At 37.3% G+C, this 16,284-nt stretch carries 16 protein-coding genes; 8 read left to right on the forward strand and 8 right to left on the reverse strand.

What is annotated here, in order from left to right; translation table 11 throughout:
• Nucleotides 1-660 (reverse strand): CBS domain-containing protein, encoded by a 660-nt coding sequence (locus FAZ15_RS00125; protein WP_136898930.1) that lies wholly within the window; start codon nt 658-660, stop codon nt 1-3.
• A gap of 200 nt (nt 661-860) precedes the next feature.
• Here FAZ15_RS00125 and FAZ15_RS00130 point away from each other — a divergent pair, with 200 nt between their 5' ends.
• Both FAZ15_RS00130 and FAZ15_RS00135 read left to right on the forward strand, forming a co-directional pair.
• Complete coding sequence (locus tag FAZ15_RS00130) at nt 861-1,691, forward strand: 1-acyl-sn-glycerol-3-phosphate acyltransferase (protein WP_136898932.1); 831 nt, start codon at nt 861-863, stop codon at nt 1,689-1,691.
• A gap of 3 nt (nt 1,692-1,694) precedes the next feature.
• Nucleotides 1,695-2,663: a GNAT family N-acetyltransferase gene (locus tag FAZ15_RS00135; protein ID WP_136898934.1), complete on the forward strand. Its 969-nt coding sequence runs from the start codon at nt 1,695-1,697 to the stop codon at nt 2,661-2,663.
• Nucleotides 2,664-2,665: 2 nt separating this feature from the next.
• On the opposite strand, the gene FAZ15_RS00140 is transcribed toward FAZ15_RS00135, so the two are convergent.
• The 5 genes from FAZ15_RS00140 to ubiE all read right to left on the reverse strand — a co-directional run bounded on the left by FAZ15_RS00140 (nt 2,666) and on the right by ubiE (nt 5,989).
• Nucleotides 2,666-3,130: a GNAT family N-acetyltransferase gene (locus tag FAZ15_RS00140; RefSeq protein ID WP_136898936.1), complete on the reverse strand. Its 465-nt coding sequence runs from the start codon at nt 3,128-3,130 to the stop codon at nt 2,666-2,668.
• Nucleotides 3,130-3,579: a GatB/YqeY domain-containing protein gene (locus FAZ15_RS00145; RefSeq protein WP_136898938.1), complete on the reverse strand. Its 450-nt coding sequence runs from the start codon at nt 3,577-3,579 to the stop codon at nt 3,130-3,132. The genes FAZ15_RS00140 and FAZ15_RS00145 overlap by 1 nt, the downstream gene beginning before the upstream one ends.
• Before the next feature lie 76 nt (nt 3,580-3,655).
• Nucleotides 3,656-4,420, reverse strand: a complete 765-nt coding sequence (locus FAZ15_RS00150; RefSeq protein WP_394343803.1) for an SDR family NAD(P)-dependent oxidoreductase — start codon at nt 4,418-4,420, stop codon at nt 3,656-3,658.
• Between the two features lie 10 nt (nt 4,421-4,430).
• Complete coding sequence (locus FAZ15_RS00155; RefSeq protein ID WP_136898942.1) at nt 4,431-5,252, reverse strand: PorT; 822 nt, start codon at nt 5,250-5,252, stop codon at nt 4,431-4,433.
• Entirely contained in the window at nt 5,249-5,989 is a 741-nt protein-coding gene (gene ubiE, locus FAZ15_RS00160; RefSeq protein ID WP_136898944.1) for a bifunctional demethylmenaquinone methyltransferase/2-methoxy-6-polyprenyl-1,4-benzoquinol methylase UbiE, read from the reverse strand. Before ubiE ends, FAZ15_RS00155 begins: the two co-directional genes overlap by 4 nt.
• Before the next feature lie 750 nt (nt 5,990-6,739).
• On the opposite strand from ubiE, the gene dnaB reads away from it, so the two are divergent.
• Nucleotides 6,740-8,335: a replicative DNA helicase gene (gene dnaB, locus FAZ15_RS00165; RefSeq protein ID WP_136898946.1), complete on the forward strand. Its 1,596-nt coding sequence runs from the start codon at nt 6,740-6,742 to the stop codon at nt 8,333-8,335.
• 57 nt (nt 8,336-8,392) lie between these two features.
• On the opposite strand, the gene FAZ15_RS00170 is transcribed toward dnaB, so the two are convergent.
• On the reverse strand, nt 8,393-9,073 hold the full coding sequence (locus FAZ15_RS00170; RefSeq protein ID WP_136898948.1) for a M15 family metallopeptidase: 681 nt from the start codon (nt 9,071-9,073) through the stop codon (nt 8,393-8,395).
• Between the two features lie 123 nt (nt 9,074-9,196).
• On the opposite strand from FAZ15_RS00170, the gene FAZ15_RS00175 reads away from it, so the two are divergent.
• From FAZ15_RS00175 to FAZ15_RS00190, 4 genes are all read left to right on the forward strand, one after another.
• Nucleotides 9,197-11,464, forward strand: coding sequence for an ATP-dependent helicase (locus FAZ15_RS00175; protein ID WP_136898950.1), 2,268 nt, complete (start codon nt 9,197-9,199; stop codon nt 11,462-11,464).
• Between the two features lie 57 nt (nt 11,465-11,521).
• Nucleotides 11,522-12,250 carry a DUF4290 domain-containing protein gene (locus FAZ15_RS00180; protein WP_136898952.1) on the forward strand — a complete coding sequence of 243 codons (729 nt, stop codon included), beginning with the start codon at nt 11,522-11,524 and terminating at the stop codon, nt 12,248-12,250.
• A 243-nt stretch (nt 12,251-12,493) separates the two neighbouring features.
• Nucleotides 12,494-13,819, forward strand: coding sequence for a UDP-N-acetylglucosamine 1-carboxyvinyltransferase (gene murA / locus FAZ15_RS00185; RefSeq protein WP_136898954.1), 1,326 nt, complete (start codon nt 12,494-12,496; stop codon nt 13,817-13,819).
• Nucleotides 13,820-13,926: 107 nt separating this feature from the next.
• Nucleotides 13,927-14,556, forward strand: coding sequence for a YceI family protein (locus FAZ15_RS00190; RefSeq protein ID WP_136898956.1), 630 nt, complete (start codon nt 13,927-13,929; stop codon nt 14,554-14,556).
• A 79-nt stretch (nt 14,557-14,635) separates the two neighbouring features.
• On the opposite strand, the gene FAZ15_RS00195 is transcribed toward FAZ15_RS00190, so the two are convergent.
• Entirely contained in the window at nt 14,636-15,523 is an 888-nt protein-coding gene (locus tag FAZ15_RS00195) for a DUF3078 domain-containing protein (RefSeq protein WP_136898958.1), read from the reverse strand.
• Between the two features lie 253 nt (nt 15,524-15,776).
• Here FAZ15_RS00195 and rlmH point away from each other — a divergent pair, with 253 nt between their 5' ends.
• The gene (gene rlmH / locus FAZ15_RS00200) at nt 15,777-16,250 is read left to right on the forward strand and encodes a 23S rRNA (pseudouridine(1915)-N(3))-methyltransferase RlmH (RefSeq protein ID WP_136898960.1); all 474 of its coding nucleotides are present in this window, start codon (nt 15,777-15,779) and stop codon (nt 16,248-16,250) included.
• The last annotated feature ends 34 nt before the right edge of the window (nt 16,251-16,284 follow it).

The following is a 16,284-nucleotide window of genomic DNA, read 5'->3' on the forward strand; positions in this document are numbered from 1 at the left end:
TTATAAATCTAAATAATTCATCAAAAGGTCGTACCGATCTTGTATATCAGACTGGTCTCCACCATCTCTAAAAGTGGCCTTTACCACGTAATCATTACGCCATAAAGAAGAAACAATAGCTGCGATATTCGTTTTATTAACTTTGATCGTGAGCTCTAATTTAGAAGATTCGGCAACTGGTCGCACTGCAGTGCTTAGGATTAGCGTGTTTTCGGCTTCTATAAGACGAGCGACGTGGGAAAGGGCATTATCGCGTATACCCAATTCTAAAACTATTATGGCGCCTTCCTGGTATCCTAAGGTTTCGTTCAACGCTACCAATAAATTCTGTTTTGTTAATATGCCGATATACTCATGATTTTTATTCAGAACTGGAATGATACAATAGTCGTAAGACGCAATAAGTTGCAACGCGTCGTAGATATGTTGATAATCGAATAAATAAATCGGCTTTAATTTGGTGGATAGTACTTCTATTGGAAGATTTCCATCTATTTGTTCTAAAAGTAAATCCTCAGATATAAGTCCATGATATCGACCATTACTGACAACGGGTAAATATTTGACTTGAAATTCATTCATGTTATTCAACACAAAATCGACCGAGTCTTTTGGTAGAACTTCATGAAAATCAGATGATATGTATTGGCCAATAAACATTGTTATCTTTTATATGTTAAACAATAAAAAAAGAAAAACGTTTAATCGTTATTCTAAATATGTGTATTCTCAGGACAGTTATCCCTATCAAACATACTGATTATTCCGAATTAGTTCGTTATTTTTCTTATATACTTAATATTATTTTATGTACTTTTACGGTACGGGACACGTGAAGATTTTGAATTCAACCATAACACATGGCGACTGAGCAAGATAAGTTTATACAAGTAAAAGAAGTAATACATAAAAAAAGTCCGAGACTGGCCAAATGGATACCTAAACCATTAATTAGTTATTTAAAGCGTACGATTCACGAAGATGAAATAAATTATATCATGACTACATATAAAGATTTGTATGGGTTGGATTTCGTGGATGCATTGATAAATGAATTAGGTGTTGAAGTAGTTTTGGAAGGGGAAGATAACATTCCTATTGATGAAAGTGTTATTTTTGCTTCTAATCATCCCCTAGGTGGATTGGATGGAATCGCATTTATGCATGCCATCGGACGTTATCGTAGGGATGTGAAATTTTTGGTGAACGATATTTTACTCAACATTCGTAACTTAGAACCTCTTTTTATAGGGGTAAATAAAGTAGGAGGACAAAACAAAAATGCGATATCTGCTATAGACGAGGCATACGCGGCTGATCAGGCTTTATTGGTGTTTCCGGCAGGATTGGTATCCCGTAAAATTGACGGCGAAATTGTTGATTTAGAATGGAAAAAAAGCTTTATTTCAAAAGCTAAAAAATATAAAAAGAATATAGTTCCTGTTTTTATCGAAGGAAAGAACTCCAATTTCTTTTATAATTTTTCCCGATGGAGACAAAAATTAGGGATAAAATTTAATATGGAGATGTTATATTTACCAGATGAAATGTTTTCACAAAGAGGGCAACGGGTAACCATAAAAATTGGTAAAATGATACCGTATACGTATTTTGATACGGCTAAAAATGAGAGGCAGTGGGCTGCAGAAGTGAAGCAGTTGGTTTATGAAATGGCGAAGGACAACAAATAGTGTATGCAAGAAATTATACCTCCAGTAGATAGAGACCTGATAAAAGCGGAATTAACGAAAGAAGCTTTTTTAAGATATACCAATAATGGTAACAATGAAGTGTACCTCGTGAATTACCATAGTGCGCCTAATATTATGCGCGAAATAGGACGTTTGCGAGAGGTTACATTTAGAGGTGCGGGCGGAGGAACTGGGCTCCCTTTGGATATTGATGAAAACGATACCTCAGCACATAATTATGATCAATTAATAGCATGGAATCCAGATGATGAAGAAATCATAGCCGGTTATCGGGTGATCAAATGTGATCATGCCATAGATGAGCAGGGAGAGATCCATTTGTCAACTGCGCATTATTTTGATTTCTCGGAAAGATTCAAGAAAGAATATCTCCCGTTTACGATTGAACTCGGTAGATCCTGGGTACAACCGAAATACCAACCCGCAATTGATAATAGAAAAGGGCTTTTTTCGCTTGATAATCTTTGGGATGGACTGGGGGCACTGGTAGAAATTACGCCGGATGTGAAATATCTGTTTGGGAAAGTTACTATGTATCCCCATTTTAATGCAGAAGCTAGAGATTTATTGATTTATTTTATGGAATCTTACTTTCCTGATAAGGAAGGGCTAGTAAAACCATATGAAAATCTCAACTTGGGGTATAAGACCGATATTTCAAAACATGCAGGAATTTTCGAAGGCTTATCTTATAAGGAAGGGTATAAAATTTTAAATACAAAAGTAAGGGAACTTGGTGAAAATATTCCACCCTTGATCAATACCTACATGAACCTGTCGCCATCTATGCTGACCTTTGGTACTGCCATGAATGATGAATTCGGAGAAGTGGAAGAAACAGGTATAATGATTACGCTAGAAGATATCTATACGGCGAAGAAGGAGCGACATATCGTGACGTATGAAAGAGATAAGGTTTATGGAAGTCGGAATAAACAAGTAGAGGGCTAATCTTAGTCCCGATACTTGTTTACTTTTAAAGCCATTTCAATATGAGGAATATTATCCTCTAAATAAGGTTCGGTTTCTTTTTGAAAACCTACACTTTCATAAAAGATTTGAAGATGTGCCTGCGCACTGATACGTATTCCATTGCTAGGAAACTCGATCAAAATTCGTTCAATGGCCTTCTCCATTAATTCTCTTCCAATTCCAAATTTTCTATAATCAGAAGCAGTTACTACTCTTCCAATGGAGGACTCTTTGTAAGAGATACCCGGAGGAAGTAACCTTGCATAGGCTATGATGCTATTTTCATGGAAACCAAAAAGGTGTTCCGCTTTCAAATCTTTATTGTCGCATTCTGGATATAGGCATTCCTGCTCGAGCATGAAAACATTGATCCGCAATTTCAGGATTTGATATAATTCGTATGGAGACAAATTTTCAAACGTTTTTATCTTCCAAATGATATTCATTACGCCAATAACGATTTTACTACTTCAGAGATTGTTTTTCCGTCAGCCTGGCCAGCTAATTTTTGATTCGCAGTACCCATTACCTTTCCCATATCTTTGATCCCTGAAGCACCGGTGGATGAAATGATTTCTTTAATGATATGTTCAATTTCACTTCTATCCAGTTGTTTTGGAAGGTATTCTTCGATAACTTCCTGTTCTTCCACTTCGATCTGCAATAGGTCTTCGCGTCCCTGGGCTTTATAGATCTCTGCTGACTCTTTGCGCTGCTTAACCAATTTTTGTAATACTTTGATCTCTGTTTCCTCGGAAACTTCTTCACTACCGCCTTTTTCAGTTTTGGCTAATAAAATTGCAGCTTTTACGGCACGTAGCCCCCGTAATCTGGCATTGTCTTTAGCGATCATTGCCGCCTTGATATCTTGATTGATTTTTTGTTCTAATGACATAGTATTTTATCTTTTATCTTTGCTCCTTGTTAATCTTTGTTTTTTATTCTTTGATCCTTAATCCTTGCTCTCCAAATTAGCTGTTTCGGTTGATTATTGTTCCGCTTGCTTGCGCCGTAGGCATAACCAACAAGTCATTGATATTGACATGTGCAGGTCTTGATAAAACAAAGCTGATAATCTCCGCAATATCAAATCCATTTAATGGTATAAGACCCGTGTATACCCTCTTGGCTTTATCTATATCACCTTTAAAACGTACTTCCGAAAATTCTGTTTCTACCATTCCGGGGTTAACTGCTGTAACTTTTATACCAAAAGGAAGTAGATCAATCCGCATGGCTTTATTAAGCGCATCTACGGCATGTTTAGTAGCACAATATACATTACCATTTGGATATACTTCTTTGCCTGCTATCGATCCGATATTGATAATATGTGGCGTCTTACTTTTCTTTAGAAGAGGGCTTACGGATTTGGTTATGTAGAGTAGGCCCTTTACATTGGTATCGATCATTCGGTCCCAATCACCAATGTCACCATCCTGAATAGGATCTAATCCCTGACTCAATCCCGCATTATTGATAAGCACGTCTATATTTTTCCACGTTTCGGGAAGATTTTCTATGGCAGATGCCGTGTCATCGTAATGGCGCACATCTAATACTATAATGTGTATTTCACAGGTTGGATATTTGCGCAGGATATTTAACTTTAACGCTTCAAGTCGATCTTCTCTTCGTGCGCATAATAGTAATCTGTAATTCTCTGCTGCTAATGTTTCTGCACAAGCTGCTCCAATTCCTGAACTTGCGCCTGTAATCAATACCGTTCTCATAATAACCGAATGTTTATTGGAAAATGACACTCAAATAAATATTACGTATCAGACCTTTCTCTAAAGGATCCATAAATTGATTGCCTGTTGCTAGTGGATGTTGATGGTCTAACACTGATTTAAAACTTTGATTAAATTTAATCTCAGGCGACATCTTAAAATAAGGAAAGAAGATATCGGCACCGATACCAAATTCCCAAGAGAGATATCCTGGTTTCAGGATAATAGATTGGGCGATATCTGAAGATTCTTTAAGTAAAGCATTATATTCTCCGTTGATACCTATCCATCTAGAATAGCGAGCACCTCCCGTTACATAGCCCCTATACCTGTTGAATTTGTTTTTAAGGATCTTTTCGTCGGATCTGAATTTGATGTTAAAAGGAAATTCAAAAGCGTTGAAGTTGGATCCCGAAGTGGAAGTTTGGATATGCCTTGTTTTCCGAAGCAAGGGCTCTTTAGTTTCATCCACGCTGGTATATTCAATGCCTAGATGATTAATAAATAGAAAAGAGGGACTAAACGTGAAGTACAGATTTTCATTGGCACGAAAGTCTACTGGAATACTCACAGAGAATCCTGTTCCTGTTTTGGATCTTATACCTTGTAATTCGCCTAAATCATTGATATTATCTCCGGAGTAATCAATAGTCTGTTCTTGCCACCCTTTTTTAAGTCCCAATATATAATTTTGGTTTACATAATTATATTGTAATCCTAACAGAATAGGGGCATCTTCATCGTAAACCGAACTAAAAGGAAGTGAAAAACCGCGCTGGCCATAACTAAAAGTTACGGCAAATATAAATAGGATAAGGAGGGGCAGCTTCTTCATTTAGTCGCTTCGTATATGGTGCAAAGTCCAAAGGTTTGCGGTCTGACTTTCGTTTTCTTAAATCCCACTTTACCGGTTATTTTTGCAAATTGTTCTCCATCAGGAAACTTAGCAACCGATTCAGGAAGGTAAGAATATGCACTCGCATCTTTGGAAATCAATTTACCCAAAGCGGGGGTTAGCTTATGAAAATAAAAGTGATAAAGTTGTTTTACCGGAAATGCCGTTGGATTTGAAAGTTCCAATACTACAGCTTTACCTCCAGGTTTTAAAACCCGATAGATGTCTGCAAGTCCTTGTTCTAGGTTTTCAAAATTACGAACACCAAAAGCTACGGTGACCGCATCAAATGTATTGTCTTCAAATTGAAGTTTTTCAGAATCACCCAATTGGACTTCAAATTGGGTCTGTAGTCCCTTTTTTTTGATTTTTTCTTGAGCAACTTCCAACATCCCCTGGGAAATATCTACACCTATTATCTTTTTGGGGTTAAGGATACGAATGGATTCGATTGCAAAGTCGCCAGTTCCGGTCGCGACATCGAGCATAAGCTGCGGCTGAATATCCTTTAAAGAGCGGATAGCCTTTTTGCGCCATATGGTATCGATACCCATCGTCATGACGCGATTAAGAAGGTCATAGGTTTTTGATATATTATTAAACATATCAGCTACCTGTTCTTTCTTTCCGCCGTCCTTAGACTTGTAAGGTTTTAGTGTAGAAGCATCATTTGACATAACACAAACTTAGATAAAATGCTTTGCATTCACGAATACCTAATAGAAAAAATATTGTTCGTAATTTGCTTTCATATGCAATTATAATCGAGGTGAATATAATTACAAATCATTTTTTATAAAGTGTCTATTTCAGCATTCAAGAACGTTTCGCTTAAGTTCATCAATATTTGTTTTAAAGCATGAGTGAGTGCTTCGAGGTTTATCGGTTTACCTACGGTGAGCTCGCAAGCTCGGTTCTCCTCTGTCTTTGAGGTTGGGGAACCGTCCATGTTTAAGATTTATTCTTATCACATAAAAGAATATGAATTTAAACATGGTAAGCTCGATCTGACCGTTGAATCAAGATTATTTAGAGATTAAAAATAGTATATTAAAATGTAGTTAAAAAGAAAATCGAAAGATCGTTTTTAATAAATATTAACTTAATGTATTGATTATGAAAAGTTAATACGATATAGCTTATTAAAAGGTTGAGCCCGAATGGTTTTTACAGTTGTTAACATTGCGTAAAGTTATTAACATCGACATAACTTTTTGATAATTAGATTGTCTAAAAAATAATTAACACGTTTTGAACATTTTGTGTGGATAATGGAATGCAATTTCCAAACGAAAATTATATAATTGTTGATGCAACTTTTTTATAATGTGTAGAACTTAGAAATAAACGTAGGTGTATTTTTGCTACATTTGTTATCCCGTAAAATTCGGAACTCAAAACAGCAGTAAGGCTTTAAAAATAATAGTATGGATCAAGAATTTTCTGCACAATCATCTAACACCGGTCGTACCAACTTTAACAAGAAACGTACTAACCTGAATAACTTGATAAGTGGTTTAGGTAAACTTCCGCCGCAGGCAGTGGATTTGGAAGAGGCTGTATTGGGTGCATTGATGTTGGAGAAGAATGCATTGAGTGAGGTAATTGATATTTTAAAACCGGATTCTTTTTATAAAGAGTCACATCAGAAGATATTTGAAGCGATCTTTAGCTTATTTCAAAAAACATCTCCCATAGACTTGTTGACCGTAACGGTGGAGTTGCGTAAAATGGGAGCTTTGGAAATGGTAGGTGGGGCATATTATATTACGCAGCTTACAGATCGTGTAGTTTCTGCAGCTAATATTGAATATCATGCCCGTATCATTTCCCAAAAATATATTCAGCGTGAGTTAATAAAGGTTTCGACCGAAATTATCAATGCATCATATGATGAAACCAGTGATATCTTCGATCTACTTGATCACGCGGAGAAGAGTCTATTTGATATTGCTCAAAACAACTTGCGTAGGGATTCCCGGAAAATGGATGATATCATGCGGGAAGCAATTTCCAATTTGGAGTTATTACGGGATCGAACAGATGGATTGACGGGAGTTCCTTCGGGTTTAACTGCTCTAGATCGCATGACCTCGGGATGGCAACCTTCGGATTTGGTCATCATTGCGGCTCGTCCTGCAATGGGTAAAACTGCCTTTGTATTATCCGTGGCACGTAATGCAGCCGTAGATCACAATAAGCCTGTAGCGGTATTTTCACTGGAGATGTCTTCTGTTCAGCTTGTAAATCGTCTGATAGCCGGAGAAACAGAAATAGAACAGGAAAAGCTGAAAAAAGGAAATTTAGCAGATCATGAGTGGCAACAGCTGCATTCCCGGATAGGAAGATTAACCGAGGCACCATTAATTATAGATGATACACCAGCGCTGAATGTATTTGAATTCCGGGCTAAATGTAGACGTTTGAAAGCACAGCACGATATCCAGATGGTAATTGTCGATTACCTCCAATTAATGCATGGTAAAGCCGAAGGAAAAGGTGGGGGAAATCGCGAGCAAGAAATTGGTAGTATATCCCGTGCGCTGAAATCTGTTGCTAAAGAATTGAATATTCCGGTATTGGCATTGTCGCAATTAAGTCGTGCCGTTGAATCTCGACCGGGTAATAGCAAACGCCCAATGCTTTCAGATTTACGGGAGTCGGGATCTATTGAACAGGATGCGGATATGGTACTTTTCTTATACCGTCCGGAATATTACGGACTTACCGAGGATGAAGAGGGAAGATCGACAGCCGGTGTGGGAGAGGTAATTATTGCGAAACACCGTAATGGTGAAACCGGTATTGTTCCGTTACGATTTATAGGTAAATATGTGAAGTTTGTGGATCTGGAAGATGACTTTGCGGGTATGGGAACGGATTCTTTTGCTACAGGTAGCGGAGATAGTCCTTTTGGTGCACCTTCTGCTATGCTTCCTTCGGCGTCGTTTGAAAATTTTGGCGGCGGTGGTATCACCATGCCGTCCCGGATGAATGATATGCCGGATGACGCACCATTTTAATGATAGTATGAAATAAATCAATGTAGCCTACTCTTAAAACAGTACTTTTTTTTGAGCCTACTGTACTGGAAAGTCAAAATACGTGTTTTTATAAGGTTCATTGTTTAAGGTGTAATGCCACCATTCTTCTGAATACGATCTGAAACCATGTTTTTCCATCACGGATTTGAGTAGTTTCCTGTTTTTCTTCTGTTCGTCGTCGATCTGCACAGAATTGTGGTGAGATTGCTCTCCAAAGAAATCAAATGGACTTCCCATATCGAATTCTTTTTTAGTTTTTAAATCTATAATAGTGAGGTCTACTGTACTCCCTCTGCTATGCCCTGATCGGGTAGCGATATAACCTTTGTTAAAAAGATCTTTCTTATCTACCGTAGGGTAAAATTCACGTTTTGCTGTTGTGTCATGTACTATTTTTGCCCATCTAATGAAGTGATTGACGGCACGCTGCGGCCGGTAAGCATCGAATATCTTCAAACCTAAATCACGGGCATTGAGCTCTTGCTGGACCTTTGCTAAAGCTTGGGCAGCTCTGATGGATAAAATAGCTGTCGGACGTTCGTATCCGTCTATAGGTCTTCCAATAAAATTGTGGCTGCTGTAATACCGTATATCATATTCGATATTCGATATTACGTCGTGCAGGTATGTGAAGTCTTTCGGAATATTACTTTTCTGTGATTGTGCGTTAGAAAAGTGCGCTGTTAGCAAAATAACGAAGATTAATAGTTTTTTCATGATAATTGTTGCAATTATTGAAGTTACGTTTTTTGTTTTATTATATAAGAGTCTGCTCGTATATAAAATGATTTTTATTAACTTTACACTATATTTTCTAACGGATAAAAAATTCACGATATTTTGGATTATTTAGCAGGATTAAACCCCTCACAACGTGCGGCCGTAGAACAGACGGAAGGGCCAGTAATGATTGTGGCGGGAGCAGGTTCGGGGAAAACACGTGTCATCACATATCGCGTAGCACATTTAATCAACAAAGGTGTTGACCCTTTCAATATATTAGTTTTGACCTTTACCAATAAGGCTGCGAAAGAGATGCGAGAGCGTATCATGAAAGTGGTGGGTTTGGAAGCGAAAAATATTTGGATGGGTACATTTCACTCTATCTTCGCGCGGATCTTACGTGTGGAAGCGGAACACATTGGCTATCCGAAGAATTTTACTATTTATGACACTGATGATACTAAAAGCTTATTACGGGCGATTCTCAAAGAGATGAACTTGGACGATAAGCTCTACAATGTTAATCATGTATATGGACGGATTTCTTCCGCCAAGAATAATTTGATATCTCCTCAGGAGTATAATAAAAACGAAGCTATTCTGGCTGAAGATCGTGAAAATGGAAGAGGGCAGCTTGGAGAGATTTATATGACTTATGCGCAACGTTGTTACCGTGCAGGAGCCATGGATTTTGATGATCTTCTGTTCAAAACAAATGTGCTATTAAACAAATTTCCCGAAGTACTGCATAAATACCAGCACCAGTTTAAGTATTTAATGGTGGATGAGTATCAGGATACTAATTTTTCGCAATATCTGATTGTAAAACGATTAGCTGCAGTAAATGAAAATATTTGTGTAGTGGGAGACGATGCACAAAGTATTTATGCTTTTCGTGGGGCAAATATTCAGAATATCTTGAATTTCCAAAAGGATTATCCGGATGTGAAGGTATATAAACTGGAACAGAACTATCGGTCAACTAAGATGATCGTAAATGCCGCAAACAGTATTATTGCAAATAATAAAAACCAGCTGGAGAAAAACGTATTCTCTGATAATGAGGAAGGGGATAAAATAAAAGTAGCTCGTGCATTCTCAGATAACGAAGAAGGGAAAATTGTAGCCGAAGCAATTATTCAGGATAAGTCTATCAAGAGTCTTGATTATAAAGATTTTGCTATTCTATACCGTACCAATGCACAATCTAGAGCAATGGAAGAGGCGCTACGTAAACTAAATATTCCGTATAAAATTTATGGAGGGACATCATTCTACCAGCGTAAAGAAATTAAGGATTTAATAGCTTATTTTCGATTAACGTATAATCCCAATGATGAAGAAGCGTTAAAACGGGTCATCAATTATCCCCGAAGGGGAATAGGGGATACTACTGTTGAAAAGTTAATCGTCGCAGCAGACCAGCATCAATACCGTATCTGGGATGTAGTGGCAAATGCGCAGATGTTTCTTGATGGAAGAAGTTTTACCTCCGTTTCGAATTTTGCGCTGATGATCCAGAGTTTTCAGGCTGTTGGAAATAACCATAATGCTTTTGATACCGCCATGCACATCGCTCAGCATTCTGGGATATTGAAAGATCTGTACGAAGATAAATCTGTCGAAGGGCTGAACCGATACGAAAACATTCAAGAGTTGTTAAATGGTATTAAAGAGTTTTCTGAAAGAGAAGATATTGAAGAAAAAGGTTTAGATGTATTTCTTCAGGATGTCGCATTATTGACAAATGACGATAACGATAAAAACCCTAATGCCGATACGGTGTCTTTAATGACTATTCACTCGTCCAAAGGTTTGGAATTTTCGAATGTGTTCATTGTTGGATTGGAAGAGAATCTTTTTCCTTCTCAGCTATCTCTTAATTCGAGAACGGAATTAGAGGAGGAACGAAGGTTGTTTTATGTCGCCGTGACGCGGGCAGAAAAAAGGTTACATTTGTCGTACGCGACGTCGCGGTATAGATGGGGTACGTTAAATAATTGCGAGCCGAGTAGATTCTTGGACGAGTTGAACCCTGCATGTCTAGAGCTCGATTTTAAACCGCGCATATCTTCCAAAGAGGACGACGGTTTCCAATCTGAACGAATCACCTGGCAGCAAAAGGATACTTTTTCAAAACCGAAACCCAAGATTGTGAAAACGACTTCAATCTTGCCTAAGGCACACGTGCCTACCGCTGGATTTGTCCCATCTGATACAAGTATTCTTCAGGTGGGCATGGAGGTAGAACATGAACGGTTTGGATTTGGAGAAGTAGTGAATCTGGAAGGAAATAAACCGGATATGAAAGCAACTATTTCTTTCAAAGAGTTGGGACAGAAACAATTGTTGCTTAAATTTGCAAAACTAAGAATAGTCCAATAGCAGGACTTTAAAATAAAATAATATAAATAGCGTTATTATAGCGTTTAACCGTTCTATATGGATTTTGATTATAACAGTACCCGGCCAAATTTGATTTTGGCGGAATATGGAAGGAATGTACAAAATATGGTGGACCATATTTGTTCAATACCCGAAAAAGAAGAGCGCAATAGATTAGCGCAAGTCGTTATAGATATGATGGGGGTACTGAACCCGCACTTGAGAGATGTCTCGGATTTCAAACATAAACTTTGGGATCATCTTCACATCATCTCTGATTTTAAAATAGATGTGGATTCTCCTTATCCTATCCCTACAAAAGAGGATATGAATGTGAAACCTCAACCTATTCCATACCCACAAAATAGAATACGATTCAAACATTACGGTCATATTGTTGAACAAATGATTGAGAAGGCGAAAGGCGTGACTAATGAGGAGGTAAAACAGCGCATGACTATGAGTGTAGCCAACTTTATGAAGATGGCATACATCACTTGGAATAAGGATTCAGTAAATGACTTACAGATCATTGAAGATCTAAAAGAGTTGTCAAAAGGAGCGTTAACCCTTCCTCAGGATACGGTTCTTACTAAATTGGATTTCCGTACGCCTCCTCCGGGTAATAGGGGGAAAACACAGGTTGCTGCATCGAGTAACCAGAAAAGTAATCAGAATAATAAAAGACAAAGTAGCAGCAATAATAACAACAGTGGTAGACGAAAAATGAGCGGTACCAGCAACAACAACAGAAAGCCCTATCAGAGTAATACTTATAAAAAGTAAGTAATACGAAGTTTTTTTGAAGTAAGTAACTGGGGGTATATTTAGTTACTTGTTTTTTCTGGAAGGATCTGTGTTATTGATGTCTTTTGTTTATAAAGATTTTAATGAATGCGGTTTATTTCGCAGCTACCTTTTAACGGTCACCCGGCTCCAAAAATTCATCAACAATCTTCATGGTCGCTGGTGTCACGACCATGAAGGTTCTGTTTTAAAAGAATATTTTCAATACTACTAAATAAGATTATGAACGCTTTTGAGATTATTGGCGGTAAACCTTTAAAGGGTGAGATTGTTCCTCAGGGAGCCAAAAATGAAGCATTACAAATATTGTCGGCTGTATTGCTGACAGAGGAAAAGATTATCATAAGTAATATTCCGGACATAAAGGATGTTAACAAGCTTATCGAACTTTTAGGTTCTCTGGGAGTAATTGTTAACAGATTAAATAAGGATACGTACGAGTTTGAAGCAAAAGATATCAATATTGATTATTTTGCTTCTGACGACTTTAAACAAAAAGGGGGGGGATTACGTGGATCAATTATGATCGTTGGGCCTTTGTTGGCTAGATTTGGAAAAGCAGCTATTCCCAAACCGGGAGGAGATAAAATAGGTCGTCGTCGTTTGGATACCCATTTTTTGGGATTTGAGAAGTTAGGCGCAAAGTTTATCTATGATGCTGAGAATCACTTTTTCAATGTAGATGCTACTGCGTTGAAAGGTGCATATCTTTTATTGGATGAAGCCTCGGTAACAGGGACGGCAAATATTGTAATGGCTGCGGTACTGGCTAAAGGGACGACTACAATTTACAATGCTGCTTGTGAACCTTACTTACAACAGCTCTGTAAGATGCTCAATAGAATGGGCGCAAAGATAACGGGTATTGGTTCTAACTTGTTGAATATAGACGGCGTAGATAAACTGGGGGGCACAGAGCATAGAATGCTACCCGATATGATTGAGATCGGATCATTTATCGGATTGGCCGCAATGACTGGTTCGGAAATTACAATCAAAAATGTTTGTTATAACGAGTTAGGCGTGATTCCTTCTGTATTTTCAAGATTAGGTATCAAAATGGAGCTGCGGGGAGACGATATTTTTATTCCTGCTCAAGATTCCTATGAAATTGATACGTTTATAGATGGATCTATCCTGACTATTTCAGATGCACCTTGGCCGGGATTTACGCCCGACCTATTAAGTATAGTATTGGTAACCGCCATTCAAGCAAAAGGAAATGTACTTATTCATCAGAAGATGTTTGAAAGTAGATTGTTTTTTGTAGACAAATTGATCGATATGGGCGCACAGATTATTCTTTGTGATCCGCACAGAGCAACAGTGATTGGTTTGAATAAACAAACGAAGCTAAGGGGGATTTCCATGTCGTCGCCTGATATCCGTGCCGGCGTTTCTTTGTTGATCGCTGCGCTATCAGCTCAGGGAAAATCAACGATTTTTAATATAGAACAGATTGAAAGAGGTTATCAGGATATTGAAGAACGTCTAAAGGCACTGGGTGCGGATATCAGAAGGGTGGACGCACAACCTTCGGGGCATTAACGAGAAATGTCTTTTAAATGTTAATAAATTAATTTGATAAAGATAAGTGTGGTAAGAATTTTATTTTTGTGTAAATAAAAGTTTAAACATATAATCCAAATATTGAAATGAAAAAAATCGTTTTATTCTCGGCAGCAGCAGCTATGGTTTTAGCATCATGTGCCGGCAATCCAGAAGGTAAAAAAGCGGAAACAACAGATTCGGTTGAAGCTGTTGATCAAGTAGTAGGTGAGGCATACACTGTAGATGCTGGTGAATCTACAGTGGTATGGACAGGAACAAAAGTTACCGGTGCGCATACTGGTACCGTAAATGTAAAATCTGGCTCAATTAATGTTGATAACGGAGCTATCACAGGTGGAAGTTTTGTGTTAGATATGACTTCTATCAATAGCACTGACTTAGATGGTGAATACAAAGAAAAATTGGATGGTCACTTGAAAGCGGATGATTTCTTCGCTGTCGCTGAATATCCTGAGGCTGCGTTTGTAATTACTGATGCAAAAGTTGGAGCTACTGCTAGCGATGCTGTTATTTCTGGTAATCTAACAATTAAAGGTATTTCTAAAAACATTACGTTCGATGCAAAAGTTGATGAAGTTACGGAAACTACTGTAAAAACTACTTCGGATTTCAATATTGCTCGTGAAGATTGGGGTGTAAATTATTCCGGTAAAGAAGATGATTTGATTTCTAAAGAGATCAACTTTAAAGTGACTATCGTTGCTAAAAAGTAGTATCATTTTAAGAATATAGCTTAAACTCTCCACTCGTGTGGAGAGTTTTTTGTTTACAGAAGCACAGAATTTTGTCAGATTAAAATTTATAGGTTATTCCAGCTCCAAGGATTTGTTTTACCTGTAATTTAGCTCCCCTTCCAATCTCAGTGCCATTCTCTATGGTTGGAATCTTTGTATTGTCATCATATATTAATTGAACTCCTGCATTTACTGTAATAAATCTATTTACTTTCATAAATAAATTTGCGGTGTAATCTATGTCTACATTTTGAGGGTCTTCTAAATAATTAGAATATAGTTTTAGGATGTTTTCAAATGTTATATTTTCCATGATATCCTTTTTATAATAGGCATCTAATGAAGCACCGAATTCTAATCTTGATTTTTTCCCCGGATCTAGTCCAAAAGTCGTTTCATCTACCTCAGGACTTGTCACAAAAACGAAACGTGTAGCGGCCGGTGAAACATTTATTTTAAAATTTTCAGATTCTTTGTAAGCAATACCTGGCCCAAAACTTAAATATGCCGGTGATAGACCCGATGAAATAAGTGAACGGTTACCACCGTTTTCATAGGTGTATCCTTTTGCAAATTGTGTATTAAAATTTAAGAAAAATGTATACAACCATTTCTCAGTAGCCTCATATCCCAATAAACTGTTTAATACAAAACGGTCATCATTTTTACGCCAATCTGTTTCTTTTTGGAACGTCTGGCCATATGCTGCCAAAACTTTGTTATCCCATATCCATTTATCTTTTTTATAATTGAAATCGTAGTTCAATGTTAAATTACCTGCAAAGGAATTGACCCCGCCAGCTGCCCAGTTGGAAAAGGAACTTTGATTGATTAAAAAGGTATTTTCACCTTTTACGGTCCAGACTTTAGTAGTATCTTCCTGAGCTAAAGCTGGTAAAGTTGAAGCTAAGAGCAAAGAACATACAAATGAATTGAAATTTTTCATGCCTTTTTTATTTTTTTAAGATACTAAGATATATATATCAGGAAAATAATAAAGTATGTTTTCTCGTATTTCTAGAAATCCTATTCCTTAAATCAATATATTTTTATCAAATTTGAAATATGAAATCATGGTTTTTCAAATAAAAGGGAGTAAACTAAGCGGGACGATTTTGATGCATCTCATTGCCTAGCACAGGATCCGCTCAGGTGTTCTTAAACATAGTTTCATCACCCTTTAAAAACAACTTATACGAATGAAAATTACATTACTGTGTATAGGGAAGACAGATGATAAGTATATTCAAGAAGGTATAGATAAGTATTTGAAAAGACTAAAACATTACGTCTCTTTTCAAATGGTCATTATGCCCGACATTAAGAATGTCAAGAATTTGTCCGAAGCACAACAGAAGGAAAAAGAAGCTGAACTTTTTTTTAGAAACATTACATCGCAGGACTTTGTTGTATTGTTGGATGAGTTCGGAAAAGAGCTACGATCGGTTGAATTGTCCGGCTTTTTGGAACAAAAAATGGTGTCAAGTGTACAGCACCTGGTATTTCTTATCGGTGGTCCTTATGGATTTTCGGATTTGGTAAAGCAGCGGGCTAATTACAGTCTTTCACTTTCAAAGTTGACTTTTTCACATCAAATGGTGAGGCTATTTTTTATAGAACAAATATATAGGGGGTTTTCCATTATGAAAGGGGAACCCTATCATCATGAATAGAAATAATAATTAAAATATAACATCTACAAAAAGG

The organism is Sphingobacterium olei (assembly GCF_005048855.1).
In the GTDB taxonomy this organism is placed as follows: Bacteria; Bacteroidota; Bacteroidia; order Sphingobacteriales; family Sphingobacteriaceae; genus Sphingobacterium; species Sphingobacterium olei.

Coding starts and splice junctions, on each gene's coding strand:
- FAZ15_RS00180 (WP_136898952.1), top strand. CDS start 11,522: ATGGATTTTGATTATAACAGTACCCGGCCAAATTTGATTTTGGCGGAA.
- FAZ15_RS00130 (WP_136898932.1), top strand. CDS start 861: ATGGCGACTGAGCAAGATAAGTTTATACAAGTAAAAGAAGTAATACAT.
- FAZ15_RS00195 (WP_136898958.1), bottom strand. CDS start 15,523: ATGAAAAATTTCAATTCATTTGTATGTTCTTTGCTCTTAGCTTCAACT.
- ubiE (WP_136898944.1), bottom strand. CDS start 5,989: ATGTCAAATGATGCTTCTACACTAAAACCTTACAAGTCTAAGGACGGC.
- FAZ15_RS00145 (WP_136898938.1), bottom strand. CDS start 3,579: ATGTCATTAGAACAAAAAATCAATCAAGATATCAAGGCGGCAATGATC.
- FAZ15_RS00140 (WP_136898936.1), bottom strand. CDS start 3,130: ATGAATATCATTTGGAAGATAAAAACGTTTGAAAATTTGTCTCCATAC.
- FAZ15_RS00135 (WP_136898934.1), top strand. CDS start 1,695: ATGCAAGAAATTATACCTCCAGTAGATAGAGACCTGATAAAAGCGGAA.
- FAZ15_RS00170 (WP_136898948.1), bottom strand. CDS start 9,073: ATGAAAAAACTATTAATCTTCGTTATTTTGCTAACAGCGCACTTTTCT.
- dnaB (WP_136898946.1), top strand. CDS start 6,740: ATGGATCAAGAATTTTCTGCACAATCATCTAACACCGGTCGTACCAAC.
- FAZ15_RS00155 (WP_136898942.1), bottom strand. CDS start 5,252: ATGAAGAAGCTGCCCCTCCTTATCCTATTTATATTTGCCGTAACTTTT.
- rlmH (WP_136898960.1), top strand. CDS start 15,777: ATGAAAATTACATTACTGTGTATAGGGAAGACAGATGATAAGTATATT.
- FAZ15_RS00125 (WP_136898930.1), bottom strand. CDS start 660: ATGTTTATTGGCCAATACATATCATCTGATTTTCATGAAGTTCTACCA.
- murA (WP_136898954.1), top strand. CDS start 12,494: ATGAACGCTTTTGAGATTATTGGCGGTAAACCTTTAAAGGGTGAGATT.
- FAZ15_RS00190 (WP_136898956.1), top strand. CDS start 13,927: ATGAAAAAAATCGTTTTATTCTCGGCAGCAGCAGCTATGGTTTTAGCA.